The sequence below is a fragment of the Micromonospora vulcania genome, assembly GCF_042658605.1.
In the GTDB taxonomy this organism is placed as follows: Bacteria; Actinomycetota; Actinomycetes; order Mycobacteriales; family Micromonosporaceae; genus Micromonospora; species Micromonospora vulcania.
On sequence record NZ_JBHSQS010000002.1, the window covers coordinates 439,437 to 464,555 of the forward strand.

Here is a 25,119-nt window from a genome sequence, read left to right on the forward strand (position 1 = left end):
GTCATGGAGATCGAGGAGCGACTGCGGTGGACCCGCCGGTGGTTGTGGATCGTCATCATCGGGCTCTTCCTGAGCGGGGCGACCGCGTTCCCGCTGGAGATCGAGGTGCGCTGGCTGCTGCGCGCGCTGGACCCGTTCGCCGGTCAACTGCCGGCGCTGGTCGACTGGATCGAGCGAGTCCACACCGGAATCGTGACGGCCAGCGACGACTATCCCTTCCTGCTCTACGGCACCGACTGGCTGGCCTTCGCGCACCTGGTGCTGGCGGTGGCGTTCTGGGGGCCGGTGCGTGACCCGGTACGCAACGTCTGGGTCGTGCAGGTCGGCATGATCGCCTGTGCGGGGATCGTCCCGCTGGCGCTGATCTGCGGGCCGATCCGGGACATCCCCTGGTTCTGGACGCTGATCGACCTGTCCTTCGCGGTCGGCGCCTTCCCACCGCTCTGGTTCGCGTACCGGCACATCCGCGCCATCGAGGCGAGCACGGCCGAGCCCGCTCGCGAAGCTCCTCGCGGGAACACCGAAGGTGCCGCCTCGGGCGTCCCGGAGGCGCCGGCATCCCGGTAGTTGCGCGAATCGCGAGCGGGGTACGGCACCCGGCCCGGGGCCGTCGCGACAGCGACGGCCCCGGGTTGGGCGTCAGTGCGACAACAACTCGTGCGACTCGCGGATCTTGGCCCAGGACTTCGGCTCGGCCTGCGGGGCGGTCTTGCGGGCGGCCGCCGCCACGTCCGGTCGGCCGGCGGTGAACAGCCAGGTGGTGAACAACTCGTCCAGGTCCAGTCCGGAGATCCGCTCGGCCAGGGCCTGGAACTGCGCGATCGTCCCGTTGCCGTACCGGTGCTCGGCGGTCCAGGCCGGCAGGATCTCGAAGAACGCGTCGTCGCCGACGGCCAGCCGCAGCTGGTGCAGGGTCATCGCGCCCCGGTCGTAGACGGCGTCGTCGAAGACCCGGTTGGCGCCCGGGTCACCGGGCAGCACCTGCCAGAACCCGGAATCGGCCGGGTAGCTCGCGTAGGTGAAGTCGAACACCTCCTGGGCGGTGCCCTCGTCCTGCTCCTCCGACCAGAGCCACTCGGCGTACGAGGCGAAGCCCTCGTTCAGCCAGATGTTCTGCCAGGAGGCGACCGAGACCGAGTCCCCGAACCACTGGTGGGCGTTCTCGTGCGCCACCACGTAGGTGTTGGCGCCGCGTCGCCAGAAGCCCGGGCCGTACACCGGTCGGGTCTGCGTCTCCAGGGCGAAGCCGATGCCGTCCACCGGCCCGGCGACGCCGCCCTGTGCCTCGAACGCGTACGGGCCGAAGATCCCGCTCTCCCAGTCGACGATCTCGGCGGTCCGCTCGATGCTGGCCCGTGCGGCCGGCCCGAGATCACCCAGCGAGGTGCTGTACGCGTTCACCACCGGCTGGCCGCTCGGCGTGGTGTCGGTGACGATGTCGTACTGGCCGATGGCGATGAAGGCCAGGTAGGTGGCGGTGGGGGAGGTGGTCCGCCAGCTCCACCGGGTGCGGTTGCCGGCCTCGGCCAGTGGCGGCCGGGGCTGTACGCCGTTGCTGATCACCTCGAGGCCGGTGGGCACCGACACGGAGACGTCGAAGGTGGCCTTGTCCAGCGGGTGGTCGTTGCTCGGGAACCACCACCACGCCGACTCCGGCTCGTTGACGCCGAGGGCGCCGTCGTCGGTACGCGTCCAACCGGTGTAGCCGCCGACCAGGGCCTCCGACGGGATGCCGGCGTAGCGGACCACGATGGTGAGCTGCTGACCCCGGGTCACCGTGCGGGCCGGGGTGACCACCAACTCGTGGACGCCCTCGGTGCTGGTGCTGGCCGCCCAGCCGTTGACCCGTACGGACTCCACGTCGAGCAGGAAGTCCAGGTTGAACCGGGACAGGTCCTCGGTCGCGGTGGCCAGGATGGTGGTGGTGCCGCTGAGCTGGTCGGTGGCCGGGTCGTAGCGCAGCCGCACGTCGTAGTGCGAGACGTCGTAGCCGCCGTTGCCGTAGTCGGGGAAGTAGCTGTCGCCCAACCCGGGTGCGCCGGGTTGCGGCGCGAGGGTGACGACAGGTCGGCCCCAGGCCGTCGGAGCGGCCTGGGCAGGTACGCCGGTGAGCATGGTGCCGGCGGTGAGGGTCAGGGCGGCGGTGGCCGCCGTGAGGACTCGTCGCACGAGGTGGACTCCCTCCATCGGGGTTTTCGCCTCGCCAACCTAATCGACAACTGTGAACATCGCCGGCCCACCGCGCCTCGAAGGCATTCCATTGATCTGAATGTTTCGATAGCATTACTGCCTGGTAACAAGCGTTCCACCCCTGGCCACGCGCGCGGTCACAGGATCCCACCACCCCCGTCCTGTGGAGGTCCGTCATGCCCCACCGCTCGCTGGCCCGCGCCCTGGCCGCGCTGGTCGCCGTGTGCACCGCCGTCCTCGGCGCGGTGCTCGTCCCCGGCAGCGCGCAGGCCGCCGCCATCAACTACGTCGCGCTCGGCGACTCGTACTCCTCCGGCGTCGGCGCCGGCCCGTACGACTGGTCCACCTGCCTGCGCAGTCAGAAGTCGTACGCCCCGCTCTGGGCCGCCGCACACGGCGTGACCAGCTTCAGCTTCCCGGCCTGCGGGGGTGCGGTCACCGCCGACGTGCTCAACAGCCAGGTCAACTCGCTCAGCGCCAGCACCACCCTGGTCACCATCACCATCGGCGGTAACGACGCCGGCTTCGTCGACGTGATCACCAGTTGCCGGTTCGGCAGCACCACCTCCTGCACCAACGCGGTCAACACCGCCAAGGCATTCGCCACCTCGACGTTGCCCGGCCGGCTGGACGCCACCTACGCGGCCATCCGCAACCGCGCCCCCAACGCCCGGCTCATCGTGCTCGGCTACCCGCGACTGTTCGAACTGTCCTCCTGCGGATGGTTGGCGATGAGCACCTACAAGCGCACCATCCTCAACGAGGCCGCCGACGTGCTCGCCTCGGTCACCGCCGGCCGGGCCAGCGCGGCCGGCGCCACCTTCGCCGACACCCGGTCCTACTTCGCCGGTCACGGCGTCTGCGCCGGTGACCCGTGGATCCACGACGTCAGCGGCGTCATCGAGGCGTACCACCCGGACGCCGACGGCTACCGGTACGGCTACCTGCCGGCGCTGAACGCGGTCACCGGCTGACCGCACCCGCACCCCCCGCCGCACCCCTGACGGCCGGCGGTCGAGCGCCCCGCGTGGGCGTCCCGGCCGCCGGCCGTCACCGCGCCCTTGCGCACGATGACCACACTGGGTGGAATCGGAGGTGACGACGTGCGATGGTCGGGGGTGTCCATGCGGGAGGTGACCGGCCAGACGCAGTCGACCATCGGTCGGGACAGGTTCCCCGCCGGCGGGCTGGAGTTCTTCACGCTGCTCGCCCGACTGCTGCGCCGACCTCGCCGGGGCGACCGTCGACTGCCGCTGATCTGGCTGGTCCGCACCGACTCCCCGGACCTGATGGCGCCACTGCGCCGCTTCCTCGGCCAGGGCCCCCGTCGCCGGGTCCCACACGCCAAACTGGACGCCGAGGCACCGCCGGGCGCCGGGGGCGTGCCGGCGCTGCTGCGCGAGTTGCACCGGCAACTCTCCCTGGAGGCGTTCGGCGCCGCCCGGCTGCGCTTTCGGCACTATCCCCTCGCCGACTGGCTGATGCACCAGAGCCTCAGCTTCGGCGTCGACGCCGACGACAGTCGCGCGGCGCTGGTGCGCCGGCTGCGGGACCGCCGGGGCCCACGTACGGCAGAGGCATTGCCCGCCGGCGGTGACGCGGTCAGCATCGTCTCGCAGGTGCTGCTCTGGCTGATCCGCCGGGCGGTGCCCGGGGTGGTGTTCCGGGCCGCCGTCTCCGGCCGGGTGCCCGTGATCGGCCAGCACTACCGCTGGTTCATGCGCCAGCAGTACCTCGCACCCCGGCAGTCGGTCACCTTCCTCGGCTTCGCCGAGCGCCTCACCGCCGGTTGGCGCGACGGCGAGCAACCCGACCAGGTCAACAAGCTGCTGCTGCACGCGTTCCTGGAGGACCTGCGGCAGGCGTACCGGCGGCGGCCGTGGCGTCCGTCGGACTGGCGGCGCACCGCGTACCCGGTGCTGCTGCTGGACAACGTCACCCCGGACAACGTTGGCGGGGCGCTGCTCCGCCTGATCGGCGACGTGCGTACCGAGACCGGCCGCAACGACCCGCTGCTCGTGGTCGCGTCCGGCGCGCTAGCCCCGCCCGAACTGCCCGAGCCGCACCCGCTGACCGACGCCGACGAGGCGTACGACGAGTGGGCCGAGGCCCTGCCGGAGATGCGGCGGCTGCGCCGCCCGGCGGCCTGGCTGGTGGTGCTGCGCCCGGACGACACCGACACCGGCCCGCCGTCGCGGGGCGGGATCCGGCCGTTCAGCGCGCCCGAGCCGCCCTGGTGGTCGCGGCGTTTCCTGCCGGCGGCGCTCTGCCTGGTGCTGCTGGCCTCGGGTGGCGCGTGGGCGGGCAGCAGGTGGGGGCCGGGCTGCCATCCCTCGCTCACCGGCGGCCGGGTCGCGGTCGAGGTGGTCGGCGGCGAGTGCGTCGGCTACAGCGACAGCGCGGCGCAGGTGTTCAACGACGACCCCGGCCAGCAGCGGCTGCGCACCATCCAGGAGCGCATCTTCGCGCAGAACCGCGCCGCCGAGGAGGTGTGGCAGCGCAGCGATCGGCGTCGACCCTTCCTCACCCTCGTCTACCTGGGCACTCTGACCGGCAACCGCACCCGGGCCGACGAGGAGTCGTACGTGTCCGAGCGGGAGGAGCTGGAGGGGATGGCCACCGCCCAGTACGCGCTGCTCAAGGAGTCGGCCGGCGCCGACGGTGCCGCGCTGCTGCGGATCGTGGTGGCCAACGGCGGCCGGCAGATGCGGTACGCCGACCGGGCCGTGGCGATGCTGGCCGAGCTGGCCCGGGACGATCCGACGGTGCTCGGCGTGGTCGGCCTGGTGGAGAGCCGTACCAGCACCGCCCGCGCGCTGCGCGAGCTGAACCAGGTCGGGCTGCCGGTGCTGGCGCCCACCCTCTCCGCCGATCGGATGGACGCCAACTCCCGGCTCTACCTGCAGATCTCGGCGCCCAATGTGGACCAGGTGGAGATGGTCGACGCGTACGCCCGGCAGGTGCTCAAGGTCGACGAGGCGCACGTCTACTACACGACGTTGGAGGGCAGCTCACTCACCGAGGACCTGTACGTGGGCACCCTGGTCGACGGGCTCCGGCAGCGGTTCGGCCCCCGGATCAGCCGCCTCGACGAGTGGCGTACCGGGCAGCGGCTGACCACCGAGTGCGGCTATCCGGGCCTGCTCTTCTACGCCGGCCGGTGGTCCGAGTTCGACGGCTTCCTGCGGGCGCTGCGCGAGTGCGGCGACAACCCGCCCCGGCACCTGGTCGCCGACGACTCGGCGAACCGCTACATGGCCAACCCCGGGCTGCGCGCCGCCGCGCCCGGCAACCTGCCGGTCACGTACGTCTCCAAGGCCGCCCTGGCCACCTGCGAGGCGCTGCGCGCCGCCGAGGGCCGGCGCGACGACGCCCGGGCCAGCTTCCTGTCCTGGATCCAGGCCGGTGATCTGCTCGACCCGCCGCGCTGCCGTCCGGACACCGGCCAGCCGGTCGGCGAGCGGGTCAGTCTCGCGTACGACGCGTCGATGATGATGGTCCGGGCGGTGGAGAGCCTCGCCGCCCGGCTGCACCACGCCGACCCGCGCCAACGGTGGGAGCCGACCTCGGTCAACCCGGTCGGCGTGCACACCGAGGTGCTTCGGCAGAACGCCGGCCAGGGCTACCCGGGGGTGGCCGGGCTGATCCGGTTCACTCCCGACTCGGGTGAGCCGGTCGACAAGCGGTTGGCCCTCATGCGGGTCGAGCAGGTGCCCGACGTGGCGACCGCGCCGGTGGAGGTGTTCCGCTGCGGGGCGGCCGACCGACCCGCCCCGGTGGCCTGCGGCCCGGCGTGACACGTCCTCGCGGGACTGTCCGGTAGTCACCGGAGTCCGTTAGGGTTCCTGGGACCAGACGGCCGTCGGCGTTGGGGGCAGAGGTTGAGCAGGCTCGCGTCGGCGTACGGGCAGGCGGTCAGCTCGCACCGGGCGGCCCGTACGCACCTGGACGCCGCCCGGGGAGCGCTCGGCGCGGCACCGGCTCCCGCCGCGCCGGTCGGCTCCGGTGAGCTGGTGGCCCGACTGGCCCGACTCGGCGGCGTGCTGGGCACCCCCACCCCCGGCGCCACCCCGCTCACCGACGCGCCCACCGCGGTCCGGATCGGCGAGGCGTCCACACCGGACGGCGGCTTCCCGGTGCTGCTCCCGCTCGGCGGCGGCCACCACCTGGCGCTGGACACCGACGCCCGCGATCCCCGGGTCGCGGGGCTGCTGCGGGCGCTGGTGCTGCGTCTGCTCGCCACCGCACCAGCCGGGCAGGTCCGGGTCGCCGGCATCGACACCGCCGCGCTGGGCGCCACCTTCGGCCCGCTGCGCCCCCTGCTCGACGCCGGGGTGCTCGACGCACCGGCTACCGGCGAGGCCGAGGTGGCCGCGCTGCTCGATGCCGCCGAGCGGCACGCCCGCGCCGCGCAGCAGGCCGAGCCCGACGCCCGGCACCTGCTGGTCGTGGTCGCCACCGCCGCTCCGCCACCGCGCGAGCTGGCCCGGCTCGCCGCGCTCACCCACGCCGGTCCGGCCGCCGCCGTCTGCGTGCTGCTCGCCGGGCACCCGTCCGGGCGGCCCGGCGAGACCGCACCGCCACTGGGCGGCACCACCGAGGTCCGGCTCACCGAGCGGTACGCGCAGGTCGGCGACCCGCCCGGCACCCCGTTCAGCGCCGACGGCAGCGGCCTCGCCGCGCCGGTGCTGCTCGACGGCGACCCGCCGCCGGCCTCGGTACGCGCCCTCGCCGAGCACCTGGGCGCCGCCGCCCGTCGTACCGACGCTCTGCACTTCGCCGAGCTGCTGCCCGAGCAGCGCTGGGCCGAGTCCGCCGGCAACGGCCTGCGTACGGTGATCGGCCGGGCCGGCCGCGCCCCGCTGACCATCGCTTTCGACGATGCCACCCCGCACTGGCTGGTCGGCGGGCGCACCGGCGCCGGCAAGACCGTCTTCCTGCTCGACGTCCTCTACGGGCTGGCCGCCCGCTACTCCCCGGCCGAGCTGCAGCTCTATCTGCTCGACTTCAAGGAGGGCGTCAGCTTCACCGAGTTCGTGCCCACCGGTCGGGACCCGTCCTGGCTGCCGCACGCCCGTGCCGTCGGCATCGAATCCGACCGCGAGTACGGCCTCGCCGTGCTGCGCGAGCTGCGCCGGGAGGCCCAGCGCCGGGCCACCGCGCTCAAGCGGCACGGCGTCACCAAACTCGCCGACCTGCCCCGGGACAACCCGTTGCCACGGATCGTGGCGGTCATCGACGAGTTCCACGTGCTGCTCGCCGGCAACGACGCGCTGGCCCGCGAGTCCGTCGACCTGCTCGAAGAACTGGCCCGCAAGGGCCGGTCCTACGGCGTACACCTGGTGTTGGCCAGCCAGAGCATGACCGGCATCGAGGCGCTCTACGGCCGGGCCGAGGCGATCTTCGGGCAGTTCGCGCTGCGGGTCGCGCTACCCGGCGGCGGCGGGGTGCTCGACCAGCTCAACGAGAGCGCGGCGGCCCTGCCGATCGGCTCCGCTGTGATCAACACCGCCGCCGGCGCGGTCGGTGCGGACACCGTGCTGCGCTTCCCCGACGCGCACGCCGCCGCCTCCGACCTCGCCGCACTGCGCCACGCGCTGTGGCAGGCCCGCCCGCCGGGCTCGCGCGCACCGGCGGTCTTCAAGGGGTACGAGGCGGCGCGGTTCGAGGACGATCCCACCTTCGCCGGGCTGCGACCCGGCGGCCGTCGCCCGATGGCACTGGTCGGCCGGACGGTCGACGTGCACGGCACCACCGCGCTGTTCCTGATGGACGCCACCCCCGGCCGGCACCTGGCCGTCGTCGGCACCACGGCGGCCGGCGCGGACGTGCTGCGCGCCGCCACGCTGAGCCTCGCCCGGCAGCACGCCGCCGGCGACGCCCGCTTCGTGCTGGCCTCGCTGGTCAGCGCCGCCGATCCGGTGGCCGACGAGACCGAAGCCGCCCTGCGCGCCGCCGGTCACCCGGTGCGGCGCCTCGACGCGGTCGAGCTGCGCGAACGGATCGCCGCGCTCGCCGCCGCGCCCGCCGGGCGCGAATACCTGGTGGTGTACGGGATGGACGCCGCCGCACCGGTGCTCGGCGCGGCCGACCCGGTCACCTTCCGCTCCGGCCTGGACGACCTGCGTACCCTGCTGCGCCAGGGCCCCGGGCAGGGGGTGCACCTGCTCGGGTGGTGGCGTGGGCTACGCCGGCTCGCCGACGACCTCGGCGGCACGCAGAACCGCGACGACGTCGCCTGCCTGGTCGCGCTCAACGTGCCCGGGGCCGAACTGGCCCTGCACCTCGGCGTGCACGAACTGGCCTACACGCCCCGCCCCGACCGGGCGCTGCTGGTCGACCGGCATGACCAGCGCACCCGGCTGATCGTGCCGTTCGCCCGTGACGAGCACGAATTGGACGGGGAGCGCTGACGATGTCCTTCGAGGATTACGCGGCGCTGGCCCGACAGCTCGCCGAGCAGCGCCGCGCCGGCGAGCGGGACGCCGCGGCCGAGTCCGAACGCCGCCGTGGCCTGCACGCCACCGTCGACTACCTGCACGAGCGGCTCAACGCCCAGGGGTACCGCCTCGACCAGCTCGGCCGAGCCATCGGCGTCGACCAGCCGGCCGGTGACCCCGCTGTCGGCTCCGGCCCGTCCGCCGGACCCGGATCGGGGGACGGCGGATTCGCCGGCGCAGCCGGCGTGCCGGGGCGGGCGGATGTCGGGGCGTACCCCCAACTGCCGGTGGGGGAGGCGCGCCTGGCGCTGCCGACGGCGGTGAGCCCGGCGGGCGCCGGGGTGCCGGCCCAGCGAGCGCCGGCGGTCGATCCGGCGGTGGAGCTGGAACTGGCCCGGCGGATGGCCGACGAGGCGGACCGGCACGGGCAGCAGGCCGAGCTGCTGGCCCAGCGGCCCGCGCTACTGCCGACCTGGTCACCGCTGGGGCGGGCGGTCGCCGTCTACGCCGCGTGCGGCGTGGCCGCCGGGGTGCTGGTGCTCGCCCTGGTGCTCGCCTCGGGGGTCGGACTGGTCGACGGGTTCACGCTCGGCGCGTGGATCTGCGCGGGGTTGCCGGCGCTGGCGTTCTTCGGGGGGTACCTGGTGCTCGGCCGTTGGGGGCGACCCGCCATGGTCGTCGGCACGCCGCCGCGCTACCTGCCGCTCGGGTTCCTGATCTGCTTCCTGCTGGTGCCGATGGCCTACTGCGGCTACCTGCTGATGGTGCGTGGCCTGCGCTGACCCCGGCCCTGCACGGTGGCTTGTGCTGCGTCGCGCGGCGAGGTGATTCAGGACAAGAAAGTTGGTTTCCCGGGCTTATCGGGGCGATTGTGATGACATGACCGCGCTCCTCTCCGCCCCACCGGCCGGCGACCCCGCCCCGGCACGCGCCCTCCGGGGGCTGTTCCGCGATCTGGATCATCCGTCCCAGGTGTTCCAGAACCTGGGCCCGAACTGGTACGCCTCGATCATGGGTACCAGCATCGTGGCGATCGCCGCCGCGACGCTGCCCGTGCACGTGGTCGGGCTGCGGGCCGCGGTCACCGTGGTGTGGGCGTTGGCCGCCTTCCTGCTGGTCGCGCTGACGGCCGCCTGGGCGGTGCACTGGACCCGCTATCCCGCGACCGCGCGAGCCCACGCGGAGAACCCGGTGATGGCCGGCTTCTGGGGCGCCCCCGCGATGGCGACCATGACGGTCGGCGCGGGCACCCTCCTCCTGGGCCGGGACTGGATCGGCCTGCCCGCCGCCGTCGCCGTGGACACCGTGCTCTGGGTCGGGGGCACCCTGCTGGGTCTGGTCACCAGCGTCTGGATTCCGTACAAGATGATGACCAGCCACCGCGTCGCGCCGGACGCCGCGTTCGGCGGTTGGCTGATGCCGGTGGTGCCGCCGATGGTGTCGGCCGCGACCGGAGCGCTGCTCGTTCCGCACGCGCCAACGGGTCAGATCCGGCTCACCCTGCTGCTCCTCTGCTACGTCATGTTCGGTCTCAGCCTCTTCGCCTCCCTGATCATCACCACCCAGATCTGGCAGCGGCTCGTCCACCACCGGATCGGCCCCGCCGCACTGGTGCCCACGCTCTGGATCGTCCTCGGGCCGCTGGGCCAGTCGGTGACCGCCGCGAACCTGCTCGGCAACGTCGCGCCGCTCGCGCTACCCGCGCCCTACGGTGCGGTCGCGCAGGCGCTCGGCCTCTTCTACGGCCTGCCCACCTGGGGGTTCGCCATGCTGTGGCTGGCGCTCGCCACCGCGGTGACGGTCCGCACCGTCCGGGTCCAGTTGCCGTTCTCGCTGACCTGGTGGAGCTTCGTCTTCCCGTTCGGCACCGTCGTCACCGGCACCAGCGCCCTCGCGCTGCGGACCGGGTCGGTGTTCTTCCGGTGGGCGGCGGTGGTCGGCTACGTGCTGTTGGTCGTCGCCTGGTTGGCCGTGGCGGCGCGCACCGCATGGGAGTCGGCCCGGGGCAGGATCTTCCTGCCGGCGCAGCCCGCCCCCGAGCTTCCTTGATCGGCTCCTTGTCCGGGTCTTCCTAATTCGCTTCCCTGGGGCCCCTCGCTGCCGGCTGGTGCTGCTGTGCGCCCTGTGCTGACTCGTCCGCCGCTGGGCTGTCGGAGGCTGTTTGGTCGTAGGCGGCGGGCGGACTGTCGGCGGGCAGGCTGTCGGCGGCGGGCGGACTGTCGGCGGCGTGCGCGGCGGCGGCGAGGACGTCGTCCCGTTCCCGGTCGGTGAGGCCCTCGTCCTCGAGCAGGCCGAGCAGCAGCACCGTCTGGGCGACGATCGTCGGTGCGTCGTCGGGCAGCGGCGGGCGCTCGCCCAGCGCCGCCCAGACCAGCGCCTCGGCCAACGCCGGGTCGACGTCGCGGCCGGTGGCGTCGTAGCGCTCGCGGGCGGAAGCCACGAACCGGATCACCGGCGCCCGGTCCTGCCCGGCGACGAACCGCCGCCGCACCGCCACCAACAGCGCCCCGGCGAGCAGATCGGCGTACCGCCGCCAGTCCGGCTCACCGAACCGGCGCAGCCGCCGCTCATGGCCGTACAGCCGCCCGGCCAGCAGACTGCGCAGCGCTGCGTGGGGGTCGGTCACCATCGTCGCTCCTTGTTCATCCTGAGTTTCATGAGTCCCCGGCGTCGTCTGCTCTTCGCCAGGGCGCTTGCCGCGCGGCAGCCGCGGGCGATCTCGTCGGTGCTGGTGCTGGTGCTGGTGCTGCCGGTCCCGGCGGTGGCGCTGGCGCTGGCGACTGCGGCGGCGGGCGTGGCCTGGCGGGGTACGGGCGGTGTCGCCAGGCCGCCGGTCAACGCGGCCACCGAGCGGTCGATGCGGCGGCCGCCCACCGCCAGCCGGGTGACGACCAGGTCCAACCGGGTGATCGCCGCCGCGAGGTGCCGGGCCGCGACGGCATCCGCCACGATTCGGGTACGCCGCAGCCGGTCCTCGGCCGCACCCAACCGATGTCGGACCCGAGTGGCGAGCGCGGTGGCCCGGTCGGCGTCTCCTTGGGCCGCGTGCAGGCCAGCGAGCAGTTCGCCGGCCGAGCCGGCTCTCTGTCGCGCTGCTTCTTGGTCCGCTGCCTTCTGGCCCACAGTCCAAATGGCGGGGTCACGGCTCGCGGCCACACCGGCGTAGACCAGGCTCAGTGCCCGCCAGCACTCGGTGACGGCGTCCTGCCACGGCGGCCGCCGGCCCGGTGGCCCCGCGCCGTGCAGGTGAGCGCCCGCCCGGTCGGTGGCGGCGATCGTGGCCAGCCAGGCGTCACGCAGGTCGTCGATGGGATCAGGGTTCATTCGCCCGCCTCGGCGGTGGCCTTGACCAGACGGGCGAAGAGCACGTCAGGGCAGGGGTAGTCCACACCGCAGTCACAGACCCAGCGGCGCACCACCCGGGGTGGATGGGCGAAGAGGATGTCGTCGGCGTCCTCGACGTCCTTGTCGGACACGAATCGATCGCCTGAGCCTCGGCGGTCTTCGGGCTGGTCATTGGGTCGATCGGGCATCGGGGCTCCCGTCGGGGTTGGTCTCCTTGCTGGTCAGGGCATTGCGGCGGGGCGGCGTGCGGGCACGCCCCGGCACGCCCGGCCGGACGGGGGACCGACCAACCGGGCGCTCTCTGCGCGGTGGGTAAAAACCAACTCCGGGTTTGCAGACCTGGGAGCCGGTCACCGGGAAGCGTATATAACAGGTCATGTACGCGCAAGCACCGACCGCACATTGCTTGCTATACAAAGTTGCTCGTGATCGAATGGCGGGGCAGACCTGGGAGACACCAATGCCCGCCAAAGCCAAGTGGGCGCTGATCGCCGACGGCATCCGCGCTCAGATCAAGTCCGGTGACCTCGCTCCGGGCGACAAGCTGCCCTCGACGTCCGAGTTGTGCCGTCAGCATGACGTCTCGGCCATCGTCGTTCGTCAGGCCATCAACGCGCTCAAGATCGAAGGCTTGGTGGAGGGCGTCGGCGGCGTCGGAGTGTTCGTCGCCGAGCGCTGAGCACGCCCAACCCTCGCACCCGCCTCCAGATCTTGGACAGTTTCCGTCTCAAGCTAACGGAAACTGTCCAAGAATCACGTCGGGCGGCGTTGTCGGGGCGGTGGTGGGGTCCAGCCGGCCGCGGTGAGGGCTCGCCGAAGGGTTTCGGCGACCTCGTCGGGGCGGGCGCGGATCAGCCAGGCGGGGAATCGCAGGATCCGATCGCCGCTCGTCCAGACGTCATTCTGTCGACGCATGTCGGCCGCCCACTGTCGGGCGTCCATGTGGTGCGCACCGTCGATCTCGGCGTGTATCCGCCACTCCCGCCAGTACACGTCCAGCCAGCGGTTCCGACCCGCCGCGTCGACCCGGTGTTCCTGCAGGTCTGGCGTCGGCAGCCGGTGCTTGCGACAGAGTCGCAGGAAATCGATCTCGGAGAGCGCTTGGGCGCCGCCCGCGATATCGCTGGTGGTCTGCCGGATCAGTCGCCGGCGGGGTGCCCGGGGCAGTATGTCGAGCACCGCGTTCAGTTCTTCGGGCAGCACACGCCGCTGCTGGCAGCCGGCCGCGAGCAATCCTTGAGCCTCATCGACGCCTGCGGCCCAGCCTGCCGCGTCGACCAGGGCCCGTGCTGTCGTCGTGCGTGGTGGACGCGCGAGTTGAAGATGCGCCTTCGGCAGGATCGACGTGCGGTGTACCCGGACGGCGGGCATGTCGATCGGGAGTCGGCGCAGGCTGGTCCGGGCGGCACGGCGGGCAGCCGGCACCAGCACGTGCAGCGGCTCCCGTCGCAGTCCCCGTACCCCGGCTTCGGCCGCGGCGGTCGGCCCGGCGAGTACGGCTCCCGGGCCGGCCGCCAGTACTGCCACCCAGAGTTGTTGGTCGTGGGTCAGGCGGCCGTTACCGGTGAGCAATATTCCTCGGCTGATCGACCGCCATCGGCCGGAGCGGATCCGGCCGCGCACCACCCCCTCGCCGAGCAACTGAGAGACCTGGGCGGTCGTGAGCACGCCCGCCTGCTCGAAGGCGAGCCACTCGAGCGCGTCGGCATCGTCGGAGGGCAGCATTCCGGCAAGTCTTGCCGCCGATGCGGCACCGCGCCGCCAGATCTTGGACAGTTTCCGTTAGCGCGCGACGGAAACTGTCCAAGATTCAGCGCATCGTCCGGGGCGTGGTGCGGCTTCGCTCCCGCGAGCGCTCTGGATTGCGGTCGATCTAGCTCGCAGGATCACCGTCCTCGGGCCACGGCTGAGCGAGCGGGTGGTCGCGGAGCGTGTGCGAATCTCGTACGCTCCCTTGTGGTCTCCGCCCGTGCGGTGGTGGAGGCGATGGTCGACCAGGGGGAGGATGCGCGTGAGCGCAGCACAGATCATCGCGAGGTTGGCTGCGGCGTCGCAGAAGTTGGACGAGGCGAAAGCCAAGACCGCAGCGGCAGCACAGGACGCGGCCGAGGCACGGGCGCTCGTCGCCGGCGCGCTGGAGGGCGTGGCCGCCGGCCCGCTGGTCGGCATGATCGACGCTTACCGTCAGGCGCTCGCGCAGGCGTCTCAGGGCGGTGACCCGGCCAAGCAGCACGTCCAGGAGACGATTGCCAAGGTTCGAGCGCTGGGAAACTGACCACGGGTGGTGGTAGCACGACCCACCAGCCACCCGCGGCAGTCGGCGTCACCTTGCGACACGCGATTCCGGGGCCGGAGCCTGCGCTGCCCATGCGAGAAGGGCTACGCGACGCCCGAAGCCGAGAACACAGCGATGCTCCAACGCCAACCCGCCGCAGGCGCGTCAGTCCGGAGGCGATTGCGGTGGGCGGGTCATCGGCGGCAACAGCATGGGCGACTGTATCGGAGTTCCTGCCGGCTCTGCCGAAAGCGGTAGCCGGCGTCCTACTTGGGGTCGTGGCAACCTGGGGATCCCTCAAGGCATACAAGGCGAGATCGCAAGATAGCGGAGGTTCGCGTGAAAATCGATGCTCGAGTTGAGCAGCTCGTTCGAGACACGTTGCACTGGGCGGTCAAGCGACAGCCGGCAGAGTTTGATGAGGCACTCACAGCGTTCTCCGACTTATCGGCGCGGCATACGGCCACCGAGTTGCTCGTTGCTATCTCGGTCTTCGTCAGTGCGGACATCTGTGGGGGCAAGCCGACGCCTCAACAGATCCGGGAGTTGGCCAACGAGGTCGCCGAAACAGAGAAATGGAGCTCGGTAACCTCGCCAGAGATCGAGGCCTTTCTCAGTGCGATCCTGTCCGGACGACCGCTGGCCGGTGTGCTGCCCGCCGGTAGCGTAGTCGTCCTCTCCTTCGTTGTGGCTGCGAGCCTGCTGTCTATGCGCCCCAAGAGCGAAGGGGAGTGGTGGTTCAACTACCTGGACAAGGTGGAAGCGGCGATCGAGGCGGCAGGGTGACGGGCGCACCTGATCTGATTGCCCGTAACGGTGGCGGGCTGGACGGCTTCCATATCGGGTATTTGCCGCCGGACGTCGCCGACCTGGTTTCGGACTTCCAGTCAGAGTGGGAGGACGTCAGCTTCGCCACCCGGGTCTGGGAGCGCCAGGTCGAGGACGGGCACCGGGTCGACCTGCGGGTGCACGTGCTCCGAGGCGACCGGCTCGGCACCCTCGCCGAACTGCGTGAGTTCCTGGCCGAGTACCACGAGCGTGACCCCGCGGACTGGACGCTAACTGAGTTTCAGCACGGCGAGTCCCCCGGCCTGATCGGTGCCGCCGAGGCATTCTGGCTCGACTCACCCGGCCGGGCTGTGCACCTGCTGATCGACCCGGAGCGCTTGGCCCCGGACGTTCTCGGGGCTATCGCGACGGCCATCACCGCCGCTAGTTGAGGCGCAGGCCCCGCAGGGGAGAGTCAGCTCAAGCGTCGAACGACCGGACGCAGGACGGTGACCAGGCGGCTCGTGTCGGTGGTCGTCAGGTGTTCACGGCACGCCGCGATGTTGTCGGCTTCGTTGAGCTCGGACCAGTCGAGCAGAAAGCCGGCTGCGGCACCGAGTTGTCGGAGAAATGAGCGCGTTGTCCGGCCGTTGCCCTCTCGGAAGGGGTGACAGACGTTCAACTCGCCGTAGTAGTGAGCAAGCGTCTCCACGAACGTCTCGTGTTTCAGGCCGAGGAGGAAGCCGTCGGTGCTCAGTGCGCCGAGGATCGTGCTGACCTGATCGTCGATGAAGCGCCAGTGACAGAATCGCGCTCCCGGCTTGCTGATATCGACGATCCTGGTCTGCCCGGCCCACTCGTAGAGATCGCCGAAGAGCTTCTGATGGAACGCCTGTAGATGATCAAGGCCGTAGTTGCCGGGGATGATCATCCGGGATGCTTGGATTTCCCGAATCGAGGTGAGGCGGAACTCCGTCTCGCGGAGGACGTCCGGGTCGGTGATCGCTAGCTTGTTCTTGAGGCAGTCGGTCCCTGGCCAGCAATACGGATCATGCACCCTTGAGGCGAGCAATCTCTTCGTTGATCAGCTCGTCTGCGCTGATCACTCCCGATGCCACGTCGCGAAGCTTGTCCTGCCAGTCCTGGTCGAACTCCGTACCTTCCAGGGCCGCGTTCGCGGTTGCCAGGCCAACTGCGGTCTCCGTGCTCGCGATCTGTCGCGCGTAGTACGTCCGCATGAGGTCGGTGCTTATTCTCTCCGAGGAGTTGGCTGACTCTGGCAAGGCACCCCGCGCGGCCCGCCAGGGAAGCTCGTTGTGCGTCATGGTGGACAACTCGCTGGCCGAAAACTTGCCGTACTCGTCAGCGACCCACTGGACGGTGCGCTGTTGAGCCGCCGACAGCCGAGATGCCTCCCCGTGCGGCCACTCAGAGACGGTGAGCTGCCGACGGTGGTGTCGGTACAGGGGTGGCACGACCGGGCCTTCCCGCCAAGCTTCGATCGGCTCGGCGAACAGCAAGGCTCCCTCGCGGGCCAGATGCCATCCCTGGCAGTAGTACACGAGCTTCTCCAGCTTCATCGCCGTGACGCTGCCGAGTCTGTCGAGCACCGCCGCAGCGACATCGTGCGCGGTAGCCATGCGGTGACACCCCCTAACTCGGCCTCGCTTCGAGACTAGCGATCGACGGGACACTCCGCTGGCTGTGAGCTGGGGTGTCGCGCTTGACTCCGATTCTATCGCCAGCGCGTGGGCGCAAGCCGGGAACATGTGTTCGATCCGCTATGGGCGCATCTCTGGACCATGTGCTGTCGGAAAGCTGTCAGCGGGCGCGAAACGGGCTGTGCCGATCGGTGATCGTCCCTATCCTGGCGTGTTCACCGCCGGCTAGCGACGTGGAGTGTCGTGGATCCTCGACAGGTACGACGTCTGGCAGAGCAGTCCGCCAACTTCGGGTTCCTGAAGGAGTACCCGCTGCTGGTCTGGTACGGGGCAGGGGCTGAGCTGCTCGTCTATGTCGACGCCCAGTCGGCGATGTTCAAGATCCGTGCCTTCGGCGACGAGATGGCCAAGGACCTCGTCCGTCGCACCGGTGTTACGCCGCAGCAGAACAACTTCTATCGCCGGGTCGAGGCGCTGTACGCCGACGGCACCCTCGTACCGGAGATCTATCAGGCCTTCGACCGCCTACGGGACCAGGGCAACCGGGCCGTACACGATCATCTGGGTGAGGTCCGCGCGGCGCTGGACATGCTGCGGACCTGCTTTGAGCTGGGGGTCTGGTTCCATCGGGCGCTGACGGGCGATCGGACTCCGCTCGGCTTCGTGCCGCCTTCCCCGCCACCTCGCCAGGTGCCGCAGAGCATCGCCGACGGGCTCCAGGCGGAGATTCAGCGTTACAAGGATGAGCTGGCGCAGACCAAGCTGCTGCTGGAGGGCAAGGCGTCGCTGGCGCAGGCCCAGGCGGACGCGACCGTCGCCGCCGAGCGAGCGGTCCGTGATGCCGACGCCCGCCGCGACCAGGCTGCCGTCCTGGTGGCGAGCCTGGAGTCGGCGGCCCAGGTGGAGCAGGCGGCGCTCGACAGCAAGGCGCCAGCGAAGGTGTCGGCCGCCCGGCGCGAGGAGTTCATCGCCCGTGCCCGTCGCGCCTCGCACGAGCCGCTCAACGAGATGCAGACCCGCGTCGAGATCGACCGTCAGTTGGGGGCGGCCGGTTGGGTGGTCCAGGACGAGAACCAGATCAACCTGTACGCGGACACCGGCGTAGCCGTCCGCGAGGTGACCCTGGCGGCCGGCCGGGCCGACTACCTCCTCTACGTCAACCAGCGGCTGGTCGGGGTGATCGAGGCCAAGCGGGAGGGGACCGCGCCGCGTGGCGTCGAGGCGCAGCTCGACCGCTACCTCAACGGACTCACCGCCGAGCAGAAGATCGCCGCGTGGCACCGGGACGACCCGCTGCCTTTCGGTTACGTCGCCACCGGCACCGAGACCGCCTTCGTTAACCGGCTCGACCCTTTTCCGCGTACCCGCGAGGTTTTTGCCTTTCATCGGCCCGAGACACTCGCGCGGTGGATGCGCGAGGCCGACGACGACCGGGCGGCGCCGACGCTTCGGGCACGGCTGCGGCGGATGCCGGCGCTGGACCGGCTCGGGCTGCGGCCGGCCCAGGTCGACGCCATCGACGGGCTGGAACGCTCGCTCGCCGAGGACCGGCCGCGCTCGCTGATCCAGATGGCCACGGGCGCGGGCAAGACCTTCACCGCGGTCACCGCCAGCTACCGGCTGCTCAAGCACGCCCGCGCCGCCCGGATCCTCTTCCTGGTCGACCGCAACAATCTCGGCAAGCAGACCCTGCGGGAGTACGCGGGCTACCAGACCCCGGACGACGGACGGAAGTTCACCGAGCTGTACAACGTGGATCGGCTGTCCAGCGCGGGCATGCTCGCCTCTTCCAACGTGGTCATCTCCACCATCCAGCGGCTCTACGGCGCCCTGCGCGGTGACGAACTGCCGGACGTGGACCTCGACGACCGGGCGTACGACGACTACGAGCTGGACGGGCCGGCCGAGGTCGCCTACAACCGGGACCTCCCGCCGGAGACGTTCGACCTGATCGTGGTCGACGAGTGTCACCGCTCGATCTATGGCAAGTGGCGGGGTGTCATCGAGTACTTCGACGCCTTCGTGGTCGGGCTGACCGCGACGCCGGTCAAGCAGACGCTGGGCTTCTTCCAGCAGAACCTGGTCTCGGAATACACCTACGAGCAGGCGGTCGCCGACGGGGTGAACGTCAGCTTCGACGTCTACCGGATCAAGACGGAGATCACCGAGAAGGGCGCCGACATCGAGGCCGGCACGGTCGTACCGCTGCGCGACCGGCGCACCCGGGCCGAGCGCTATCAGGAACTGGAAGACGATTTCACGTACGGCGGCAACCAGGTCGGCCGGTCGGTGATCTCGAAGGGCCAGCTCAAGCTGGTGTTGGAGACGTTCCGGGAACGCCTCTTCACCGAGATCTTCCCCGACCGGTCGACGGTGCCCAAGACGCTGATCTTCGCGCGGGACGACAACCACGCGGAGGAGATCGTCACCATGGTCCGGATCGTCTTCGGGCGCGGCAACGACTTCGCCACGAAGATCACGTACGCCTCCCGCAAGGGCGGCGACAACCCCGACACCCTCATTCAGGCGTTCCGCAACAGCCCGGAGCTCCGCATCGCGGTGACCGTCGACATGATCGCCACCGGCACCGACGTACGACCGCTGGAGTGCGTCTTCTTCCTCCGGCCGGTGCGCAGCGCGACCTACTTCGAGCAGATGAAGGGCCGTGGCGCCCGTACCATCGACGCCGCCGAGTTCCAGGCGGTCACCCCCGATGCGGAGGTGAAAGATCGGTTCGTCATCGTCGATGCGGTGGGCGTCACCGAAGCCGACCTGGACGAGGCGGTGCCGCTGCAACGCCACTCCGAACGGCAGATCTCGCTACGCGACCTGCTCAAGAAGGCCGGCACCCTGACCGCCGACCCGGACGAAGTGGCCACTCTCGCCGCCCGGCTGGCCCGGCTGGAGCAGCAGCTGACCGACGATGAGCGCGCCGAACTGGCCGACCTCGCCGACCAGCCCTTGACGGGCATCGTGCGCGGCCTGGTCGACGCGGTCGCCCCCGAGAAGCTCAACCCGGCCAAGGAGGCCGGCCCGGAGGCCGTACGCGACCTGCTGACCGGCGCGCTGCGCCCGCTCGCCGCCAACCCGCAGTTGCGCGAACGCATCCTGGAGATCCGCCGCGCTCACGACATCACCATCGACGAGGTGAACGCCGACACGTTGATCTCGGCGGCCGGCGTGCCGGCCGAGGAACGCGCCCAGGACACCGTGAAGAGCTGGCACGACTACCTGGAGGAGCACCGCGACGAGATCACCGCGTTGCAGGTCTTCTTCGAGGGGCGGGGTCGGGTCGGGTACGACCAGCTCAAGGAGTTGGCCGCGCGGATCGCCCGGCCGCCGCAGGCGTGGACGCCCGAGTCGCTGTGGAAGTCGTACGTGCTGCTCGGCCGGACTGCTGAGGCGTCGGGAAACAGGGGACCGGCGGATCTTGTCAGCCTCGTCCGGTATGAGTTGGGGCTTGATCAGGAACTGCGTCCGTACCGCAGTCTTGTCGAGGAGCGCTTCCGTGGGTGGCTGCTCCGGCAGGAGCAGGCGGGCGCTACGTTCACTGCCGATCAGGCGTGGTGGCTGGAGAGGATCAAGGACGTGATAGCGGTCAGCGTGGAAATCACCGCCGACGACCTGGAGGGCGCGCCGTTCACCGAGCGGGGCGGGATCGACGGGTACGCGGGTGCCTTCGGTAGGCGCGCCGAGCCGCTGTTGGACGAGCTGAACCAGGAGCTATCCGCGTGACCGCCCTACCCCATGGCTGGACGCAGACGACACTCGGCGAGGTCGCGGAGACGTCCCTCGGCAAGATGCTCGACCGGGGTAAGGGCACTGGTCAGCACTTGCGGCCCTACCTTCGCAACGTCAACGTTCAGTGGGGTCGCATCGACCAGTCCGACGTGCTAAGCATGGACATCCCGCCCGAACATGAGGAGCGGTTCCGCCTTCGCGACGGCGATCTGCTCGTATGTGAAGGCGGTGAGATCGGACGCTGTGCCATCTGGCATGGCGGCGATGGGTACATGGCATTCCAGAAAGCCCTCCATCGGGTCCGTCCGCTTGGGGGTATGGATCCGCGGTATTTGCGTTACCTCCTCGAACACCTTAGTTTGCGGGGTGCCCTGGCGAGTTGGGCGACCGGAAGCACCATCAAGCATCTCCCGCAAGAGCAGCTACGGCAGTTGCCTATCCCGCTGCCACCGCTCGCTGAGCAGCGCCGCATCGTGGTTGCTCTGGAACGTCACCTGCCTCGACTTGAAGCTGCTCTTACTCAAGCGTCGACTATCGTTAGGCGATCGACGTCATGGGAGACGGCAATCAGCGGTGCCATTGTTGGGGGTAGGTGGTCGCAGCTCACTCGGCCCGATGGTGGCCCTGCCAGTTGGGGCGAAGCATCAATCGACGATCTGGCTTCGGTTGGGACAGGCGCGACCCCGTCACGCTCGCGTAAGGAATTCTACGAAGGTGGGACCGTGCCGTGGATTACCAGCGGTCTTCTCAACGAGCCATTCGTGGACCGTGCATCGGAATACATAACTGAATCCGCCCTGGCTGAAACGTCAGTGAGGATTTGGCCACCGGGAACTCTATTGGTGGCCATGTATGGTGAGGGGCGGACTAGGGGGCGTTGCTCCGAGTTGCGGATATCAGCTACGACCAACCAGGCTTGCGCTGCGGTTAGCCTGAAGCCTGAATGGGAATCCTACCGTTCTTGGGTGAAGCTATTCTTCCGGGCCACGTACGAGCAAAATCGGCGGCTTGCCGCCGGCGGTGTCCAACCCAACCTGAACCTCGGGTTGATCCGTAACCTGCGTGTGCCGATGCCCCCAGAGGGCGAGAGGGATCGCCTCCTAGAAGAGTTTGCGGTGCAGTCCGACGTGGCGGTTCGCCTGAGGAAAACCGTAAAGTCTGCCAATGGCCGTGGCGGGAAGCTGCGGCGGTCGCTGTTGAGGGAAGCGTTTGCTGGGCGGCTGGTGCCGCAGGACCCCAATGACGAGCCGGCGTCGGAGTTATTGGCCCGGATCCGGGCTGAGCGGGCAGCCGCACCGCAGAAGCCGAGGACGCGCTCTCCGCGTACCAAAAAAGAGCTGCCGGCTCCGCCGACCAGGGTGACCGGCGACAACTACCAGCAGGAGGCACTGCCGCTGTGAGCACTGTGGATTCGCGCCGGCTGGTGCAGAAGCTCTGGAACTACTGCGATGTGCTGCGCGACGACGGTGTCTCGACGATCGACTACGTCGAGCAGTTGACCTTCCTGCTCTTCCTCAAGATGGCCGACGAGCGGGCCAATCGGTCGTTCCGGCCCGAGCAGATCGTGCCCGACGAGCTGAGCTGGCAGACCTTGCTCGACGCCGAGGGTGACGCCCTGGAGGTGCAGTACCGGCACATCCTCACCGGGCTGGCGCGAGAAGGCGGCACCCTCGGCACGATCTTCCGTAAGGCGCAGAACAAGATCCAGGACCCGGCGAAGCTCAAGCGGCTGATCGTCGACCTGATCGACAAGGAGCAGTGGTCGCAGGCGGGCGTCGACGTCAAGGGTGACGCCTACGAGGAACTGCTGGCCAAGGGTGCCGAGGACGCCAAGTCCGGCGCCGGGCAGTACTTCACCCCGCGCGCCCTGACCGCCGCGATGGTCGACTGCATGCAGCCCACGCCTGACGACACGATCACCGACCCGGCCTGCGGGACGGGCGGGTTCCTGCTCGCCGCGTTCGACCACATCCAGCGGCACCACGGCAATGCCCTGACGCCGGATCAGCGGCGGCGGCTCGCCAACGGCGCGATTACCGGCACCGAGTTGGTAGACGGCACCGCCCGGCTGGCCGCCATGAACATGTTGCTGCACGGCATCGGCACCCCGAACGGCCCGTCGCTCATCGCCGTCAAGGACGCCCTTGGCCGTGAGCCGGAGAGTCGCGTCAGCCTGGTCCTCGCGAACCCGCCGTTCGGCCGCAGCTCCTCGATCCGGATGGTCGGCGAGGATGGCCGATCCACCCGTGAAGAGCGGGAGATCGAGCGCGCCGACTTCTGGGCCACCACCGCGAACAAGCAGCTCAACTTCGTCCAGCACATCGCCAGCCTGCTGGAGATCGACGGCCGGGCCGCGGTCGTCCTGCCGGACAACGTGCTCTTCGAGGGTGGCGCGGGGGAGACCATCCGTCGCCGGCTGCTCAAGCAGTACGACCTGCACACCATGCTGCGCCTGCCCACCGGCATCTTCTACGCCGGCGGCGTGAAGGCCAACGTGCTCTTCTTCGAGCGCAAGCGCGCCCGCGAGGAGCCATGGACCCAGAAGCTCTGGGTGTACGACTTCCGCACGAACCAGCACTTCACCCTCAAGCAGAATCCGCTGCGCCGCGAACATCTCCAGGACTTCGTCGAGTGCTACCTGCCGGGCAAGGATCGCGCCGAGCGGGTCGAGACCGAGCGGTTCAGGGCCTTCTCCTACGAGGAGTTGATCGCTCGCGACAAGGTGAACCTCGACATCACCTGGCTGAAGGACGCTTCGCTGGAGGACGCGGACGCGCTGCTGCCGCCCGAGGTGATCGCACAGGAAATCGTCGAGGACCTGGAGGCTGCTCTGCGGGAGTTCGCGGCGATCGCGGACGCGCTGTCCTCCAGGGCAGCCCCACCCACGGAAAGCTGAGCAGCCCAAAGCACTCGCGGGTCGTCCCCGCGAGCGTGGTTCTGGCGCGCGGAAACCCGGCGCTTCGGGCCTGGATCAGCCGGCCGGGGAAGCTACCATCACCGGCATGTCCGCTGCCCACGCCCTTGAATTCGAGGTTCCCGAGCATTCGCCCGCTCCGACCGAGGCGGTTATCGGGCGGTCGACGGCAACGTGGTCTACCTGACGCGGCGAGGTCGTCGCTTCGCGGCTGTCGTGCCGGCCGAGCGAGCTGCGGCTGACATCGAAGAGATCGTTGATGGGCTGCTGGATGTCATGGTGCCCGTCGTCGAGAATGATCCGGCGGCTGCCGAGGGGCTGCTTCGGTCCTGGATGACAGTCCTCGCAGCGGGCAGGGATGATGAGCTGTCCCGGGCGATGATCGAGGCACTGCAGGAAATGCTCGATGACCTCGCCGAGTTGCCGGAGGCAGCCGACCGACTGGCAGCCCATCGAGCCGGCGACGTCCGAGGGATCCCGTGGGAGCAGGCGAAGCGGGAGCTCGATCTGTGAGCTGGCAGGTAGAGATTGATCGTCCCGCCCTGAAGCAGATTGCGGCTCTTGACCGGCTGCTGCAACGGCCCATCACCGCAGCAATCGACAAGTTGGCTGATGACTAACTGTTGGCCATCTCGGCCCCGGCCGCCTGACCGCCCCACATCCGAGACCCGCAGCAACCTCGGGTGGTTGCCGCTTGAAGCGTTCCGAGGCGACGGTCACCCCGGAAGCGCGTGGACAGTGAGGCGAGGTGTGCGGCGCAACCGGACACAACACCGGCCTCCCAGCGCGCCCTGTTCGACCTGATGTTCCGACCCACCGAGCTGCACACCGACGACCCGGCCCTGCGCGCGGCGCAGGACGAGGCCATCGGTGAGCTCAGCTCGGCTGTGCACGACGTTCCGGGCCTGTCGCTGCTGAGCTGGGCCCTCGTGCACGGTCTGGTCGTGCTCGCCCGCGATGGCGCGCTGCAGTCCGCGACGAAAGCGGCCTCCCCTGAGGCGGCGGCGGAGACCGCCCGAAGCCTGACTGCCCTGTTCACCGCCCAGTTGGGCACCGGCCCGGCCGCGCAAGATTCCGGAAGCTGAGGGGCGTCGGGCCCCAGGCGGTCGATGTCTCAGGCGTGGGCCAGCCGGAAGCGCTTGGCCAGCACCAGTGTGTCGTCGTCGACGGTGAAGTCGGGGTCGCCCAACTCCGCGCGTACCTCGGCGCTGTGCCAGAACCGCTCGTGCCCGGCCCGCCACTGGGCCACCGACTCGTCGCCCTCGCCCTCGTCGAGGGCGTGTTGGAGGTCCACGTCGGCGAGCCGCACCACGCGTACCTCGGTCAGCTCGATGACCGCGACCCGCCGTTCCGCGGAGTCCAGCACCGCGAAGCGTTGCCCGACCACCGGCAGTGGTTCGTTCGAGCGCTCGTACCCCAGCACCAGGCCGGAGGTCGACGTCTTCGTGCCGGACAGGATCGCCGCTACCAGTCGATCCCGGAGCGGCCCGGGGAACGCGAACTCCACCACTGGCAGGTCGTCGAGGCTCATGCCGCCGAGGGTACGGGCCGAGCCTGGCATCGACCGGCTCTGTCAGCTGGCTGACACCTGCGAAGCCGCAATTCGCACCCACCGAAATGGCCTCTGACCAGGGGTTTCATTCCTCCACACGCGACGTACGGTTCATTCAACGCTTGTCGTGCAGATGGCCGGAAGAGGTGATATTCCGGCCGGCACTGCGCCGCGTTCTCACCGGGCAGATCGACCTGCCCGTCCCTCACCACTCGATGTTCGGCGCCGGAGGT

General features: G+C 70.1%; 23 protein-coding genes. 15 read left to right on the plus strand and 8 right to left on the minus strand.

Annotation, left to right across the window (positions count from 1 at the left end; genetic code table 11):
* Positions 1 to 3 precede the first annotated feature (3 nt).
* A complete protein-coding gene (locus tag ACFQGL_RS04635) occupies positions 4 to 567 on the plus strand; it encodes a hypothetical protein (protein WP_377505777.1) in 564 nt (187 codons plus the stop codon).
* 72 nt (positions 568 to 639) lie between these two features.
* On the opposite strand, the gene ACFQGL_RS04640 is transcribed toward ACFQGL_RS04635, so the two are convergent.
* Positions 640 to 2,169 carry a M1 family metallopeptidase gene (locus ACFQGL_RS04640; RefSeq protein ID WP_377505780.1) on the minus strand — a complete coding sequence of 510 codons (1,530 nt, stop codon included), beginning with the start codon at positions 2,167 to 2,169 and terminating at the stop codon, positions 640 to 642.
* A 197-nt stretch (positions 2,170 to 2,366) separates the two neighbouring features.
* On the opposite strand from ACFQGL_RS04640, the gene ACFQGL_RS04645 reads away from it, so the two are divergent.
* From ACFQGL_RS04645 to ACFQGL_RS04665, 5 genes are all read left to right on the plus strand, one after another.
* Entirely contained in the window at positions 2,367 to 3,164 is a 798-nt protein-coding gene (locus ACFQGL_RS04645) for an SGNH/GDSL hydrolase family protein (RefSeq protein ID WP_377505783.1), read from the plus strand.
* 129 nt (positions 3,165 to 3,293) lie between these two features.
* A complete protein-coding gene (locus ACFQGL_RS04650) occupies positions 3,294 to 5,987 on the plus strand; it encodes a type 1 periplasmic-binding domain-containing protein (RefSeq protein WP_377505786.1) in 2,694 nt (897 codons plus the stop codon).
* An 84-nt stretch (positions 5,988 to 6,071) separates the two neighbouring features.
* Positions 6,072 to 8,603 (plus strand): FtsK/SpoIIIE domain-containing protein, encoded by a 2,532-nt coding sequence (locus ACFQGL_RS04655; protein ID WP_377505789.1) that lies wholly within the window; start codon positions 6,072 to 6,074, stop codon positions 8,601 to 8,603.
* A 2-nt stretch (positions 8,604 to 8,605) separates the two neighbouring features.
* The gene (locus ACFQGL_RS04660) at positions 8,606 to 9,412 is read left to right on the plus strand and encodes a hypothetical protein (RefSeq protein WP_377505792.1); all 807 of its coding nucleotides are present in this window, start codon (positions 8,606 to 8,608) and stop codon (positions 9,410 to 9,412) included.
* A gap of 97 nt (positions 9,413 to 9,509) precedes the next feature.
* Positions 9,510 to 10,679, plus strand: coding sequence for a TDT family transporter (locus ACFQGL_RS04665; protein ID WP_377505794.1), 1,170 nt, complete (start codon positions 9,510 to 9,512; stop codon positions 10,677 to 10,679).
* Between the two features lie 22 nt (positions 10,680 to 10,701).
* Here ACFQGL_RS04665 and ACFQGL_RS04670 read toward each other — a convergent pair whose 3' ends face one another.
* The 3 genes from ACFQGL_RS04670 to ACFQGL_RS04680 are packed head-to-tail and all read right to left on the minus strand — an operon-like array spanning position 10,702 to position 12,106.
* Complete coding sequence (locus tag ACFQGL_RS04670) at positions 10,702 to 11,259, minus strand: hypothetical protein (protein WP_377505796.1); 558 nt, start codon at positions 11,257 to 11,259, stop codon at positions 10,702 to 10,704.
* A complete protein-coding gene (locus ACFQGL_RS04675; RefSeq protein WP_377505799.1) occupies positions 11,253 to 11,954 on the minus strand; it encodes a hypothetical protein in 702 nt (233 codons plus the stop codon). Before ACFQGL_RS04675 ends, ACFQGL_RS04670 begins: the two co-directional genes overlap by 7 nt.
* Positions 11,951 to 12,106 (minus strand): hypothetical protein, encoded by a 156-nt coding sequence (locus ACFQGL_RS04680; RefSeq protein ID WP_377505802.1) that lies wholly within the window; start codon positions 12,104 to 12,106, stop codon positions 11,951 to 11,953. Before ACFQGL_RS04680 ends, ACFQGL_RS04675 begins: the two co-directional genes overlap by 4 nt.
* 302 nt (positions 12,107 to 12,408) lie before the next feature.
* Between ACFQGL_RS04680 and ACFQGL_RS04685 the strand changes: the two genes are divergently transcribed.
* The gene (locus ACFQGL_RS04685) at positions 12,409 to 12,654 is read left to right on the plus strand and encodes a winged helix-turn-helix domain-containing protein (RefSeq protein ID WP_377505805.1); all 246 of its coding nucleotides are present in this window, start codon (positions 12,409 to 12,411) and stop codon (positions 12,652 to 12,654) included.
* Between the two features lie 74 nt (positions 12,655 to 12,728).
* Here ACFQGL_RS04685 and ACFQGL_RS04690 read toward each other — a convergent pair whose 3' ends face one another.
* Positions 12,729 to 13,700, minus strand: a complete 972-nt coding sequence (locus ACFQGL_RS04690; RefSeq protein WP_377505808.1) for a hypothetical protein — start codon at positions 13,698 to 13,700, stop codon at positions 12,729 to 12,731.
* A 280-nt stretch (positions 13,701 to 13,980) separates the two neighbouring features.
* On the opposite strand from ACFQGL_RS04690, the gene ACFQGL_RS04695 reads away from it, so the two are divergent.
* From ACFQGL_RS04695 to ACFQGL_RS04705, 3 genes are all read left to right on the plus strand, one after another.
* Positions 13,981 to 14,250 carry a DUF6244 family protein gene (locus ACFQGL_RS04695; RefSeq protein WP_377505811.1) on the plus strand — a complete coding sequence of 90 codons (270 nt, stop codon included), beginning with the start codon at positions 13,981 to 13,983 and terminating at the stop codon, positions 14,248 to 14,250.
* Positions 14,251 to 14,589: 339 nt separating this feature from the next.
* The gene (locus ACFQGL_RS04700; protein WP_377505814.1) at positions 14,590 to 15,036 is read left to right on the plus strand and encodes a hypothetical protein; all 447 of its coding nucleotides are present in this window, start codon (positions 14,590 to 14,592) and stop codon (positions 15,034 to 15,036) included.
* Positions 15,033 to 15,470, plus strand: coding sequence for a hypothetical protein (locus tag ACFQGL_RS04705; RefSeq protein ID WP_377505817.1), 438 nt, complete (start codon positions 15,033 to 15,035; stop codon positions 15,468 to 15,470). Before ACFQGL_RS04700 ends, ACFQGL_RS04705 begins: the two co-directional genes overlap by 4 nt.
* 23 nt (positions 15,471 to 15,493) lie before the next feature.
* Here ACFQGL_RS04705 and ACFQGL_RS04710 read toward each other — a convergent pair whose 3' ends face one another.
* Together ACFQGL_RS04710 and ACFQGL_RS04715 are read right to left on the minus strand one after the other, a co-directional pair.
* Complete coding sequence (locus ACFQGL_RS04710) at positions 15,494 to 15,949, minus strand: Fic/DOC family protein (protein WP_377505820.1); 456 nt, start codon at positions 15,947 to 15,949, stop codon at positions 15,494 to 15,496.
* A gap of 118 nt (positions 15,950 to 16,067) precedes the next feature.
* Positions 16,068 to 16,658, minus strand: coding sequence for a type II toxin-antitoxin system antitoxin SocA domain-containing protein (locus tag ACFQGL_RS04715; protein WP_377505823.1), 591 nt, complete (start codon positions 16,656 to 16,658; stop codon positions 16,068 to 16,070).
* 264 nt (positions 16,659 to 16,922) lie between these two features.
* Between ACFQGL_RS04715 and ACFQGL_RS04720 the strand changes: the two genes are divergently transcribed.
* The 5 genes from ACFQGL_RS04720 to ACFQGL_RS04740 all read left to right on the plus strand — a co-directional run bounded on the left by ACFQGL_RS04720 (position 16,923) and on the right by ACFQGL_RS04740 (position 24,419).
* Positions 16,923 to 20,414, plus strand: coding sequence for a DEAD/DEAH box helicase family protein (locus tag ACFQGL_RS04720; RefSeq protein WP_377505826.1), 3,492 nt, complete (start codon positions 16,923 to 16,925; stop codon positions 20,412 to 20,414).
* Between the two features lie 65 nt (positions 20,415 to 20,479).
* A complete protein-coding gene (locus ACFQGL_RS04725; protein WP_377506038.1) occupies positions 20,480 to 21,820 on the plus strand; it encodes a restriction endonuclease subunit S in 1,341 nt (446 codons plus the stop codon).
* On the plus strand, positions 21,817 to 23,316 hold the full coding sequence (locus tag ACFQGL_RS04730; RefSeq protein ID WP_377505829.1) for a type I restriction-modification system subunit M: 1,500 nt from the start codon (positions 21,817 to 21,819) through the stop codon (positions 23,314 to 23,316). The genes ACFQGL_RS04725 and ACFQGL_RS04730 overlap by 4 nt, the downstream gene beginning before the upstream one ends.
* Positions 23,317 to 23,508: 192 nt before the next feature.
* A complete protein-coding gene (locus ACFQGL_RS04735) occupies positions 23,509 to 23,847 on the plus strand; it encodes a hypothetical protein (protein ID WP_377505832.1) in 339 nt (112 codons plus the stop codon).
* Between the two features lie 290 nt (positions 23,848 to 24,137).
* The gene (locus ACFQGL_RS04740; protein ID WP_377505835.1) at positions 24,138 to 24,419 is read left to right on the plus strand and encodes a hypothetical protein; all 282 of its coding nucleotides are present in this window, start codon (positions 24,138 to 24,140) and stop codon (positions 24,417 to 24,419) included.
* Between the two features lie 29 nt (positions 24,420 to 24,448).
* Here the strand turns inward: ACFQGL_RS04740 and ACFQGL_RS04745 are convergent, their stop codons facing one another.
* Positions 24,449 to 24,865 (minus strand): ASCH domain-containing protein, encoded by a 417-nt coding sequence (locus tag ACFQGL_RS04745; protein ID WP_377505837.1) that lies wholly within the window; start codon positions 24,863 to 24,865, stop codon positions 24,449 to 24,451.
* Positions 24,866 to 25,119: the final 254 nt, after the last annotated feature.

Excerpts from the sequence above, each read along its gene's own strand:
- ACFQGL_RS04635 (WP_377505777.1), top strand. The coding sequence starts at position 4 with ATGGAGATCGAGGAGCGACTGCGGTGGACCCGCCGGTGGTTGTGGATC.
- ACFQGL_RS04645 (WP_377505783.1), top strand. The coding sequence starts at position 2,367 with ATGCCCCACCGCTCGCTGGCCCGCGCCCTGGCCGCGCTGGTCGCCGTG.
- ACFQGL_RS04660 (WP_377505792.1), top strand. The coding sequence starts at position 8,606 with ATGTCCTTCGAGGATTACGCGGCGCTGGCCCGACAGCTCGCCGAGCAG.
- ACFQGL_RS04665 (WP_377505794.1), top strand. The coding sequence starts at position 9,510 with ATGACCGCGCTCCTCTCCGCCCCACCGGCCGGCGACCCCGCCCCGGCA.
- ACFQGL_RS04670 (WP_377505796.1), bottom strand. The coding sequence starts at position 11,259 with ATGGTGACCGACCCCCACGCAGCGCTGCGCAGTCTGCTGGCCGGGCGG.
- ACFQGL_RS04675 (WP_377505799.1), bottom strand. The coding sequence starts at position 11,954 with ATGAACCCTGATCCCATCGACGACCTGCGTGACGCCTGGCTGGCCACG.
- ACFQGL_RS04685 (WP_377505805.1), top strand. The coding sequence starts at position 12,409 with ATGGCGGGGCAGACCTGGGAGACACCAATGCCCGCCAAAGCCAAGTGG.
- ACFQGL_RS04690 (WP_377505808.1), bottom strand. The coding sequence starts at position 13,700 with ATGCTGCCCTCCGACGATGCCGACGCGCTCGAGTGGCTCGCCTTCGAG.
- ACFQGL_RS04695 (WP_377505811.1), top strand. The coding sequence starts at position 13,981 with ATGCGCGTGAGCGCAGCACAGATCATCGCGAGGTTGGCTGCGGCGTCG.
- ACFQGL_RS04710 (WP_377505820.1), bottom strand. The coding sequence starts at position 15,949 with ATGATCATCCCCGGCAACTACGGCCTTGATCATCTACAGGCGTTCCAT.
- ACFQGL_RS04715 (WP_377505823.1), bottom strand. The coding sequence starts at position 16,658 with ATGGCTACCGCGCACGATGTCGCTGCGGCGGTGCTCGACAGACTCGGC.
- ACFQGL_RS04725 (WP_377506038.1), top strand. The coding sequence starts at position 20,480 with ATGCTCGACCGGGGTAAGGGCACTGGTCAGCACTTGCGGCCCTACCTT.
- ACFQGL_RS04740 (WP_377505835.1), top strand. The coding sequence starts at position 24,138 with ATGTTCCGACCCACCGAGCTGCACACCGACGACCCGGCCCTGCGCGCG.
- ACFQGL_RS04745 (WP_377505837.1), bottom strand. The coding sequence starts at position 24,865 with ATGAGCCTCGACGACCTGCCAGTGGTGGAGTTCGCGTTCCCCGGGCCG.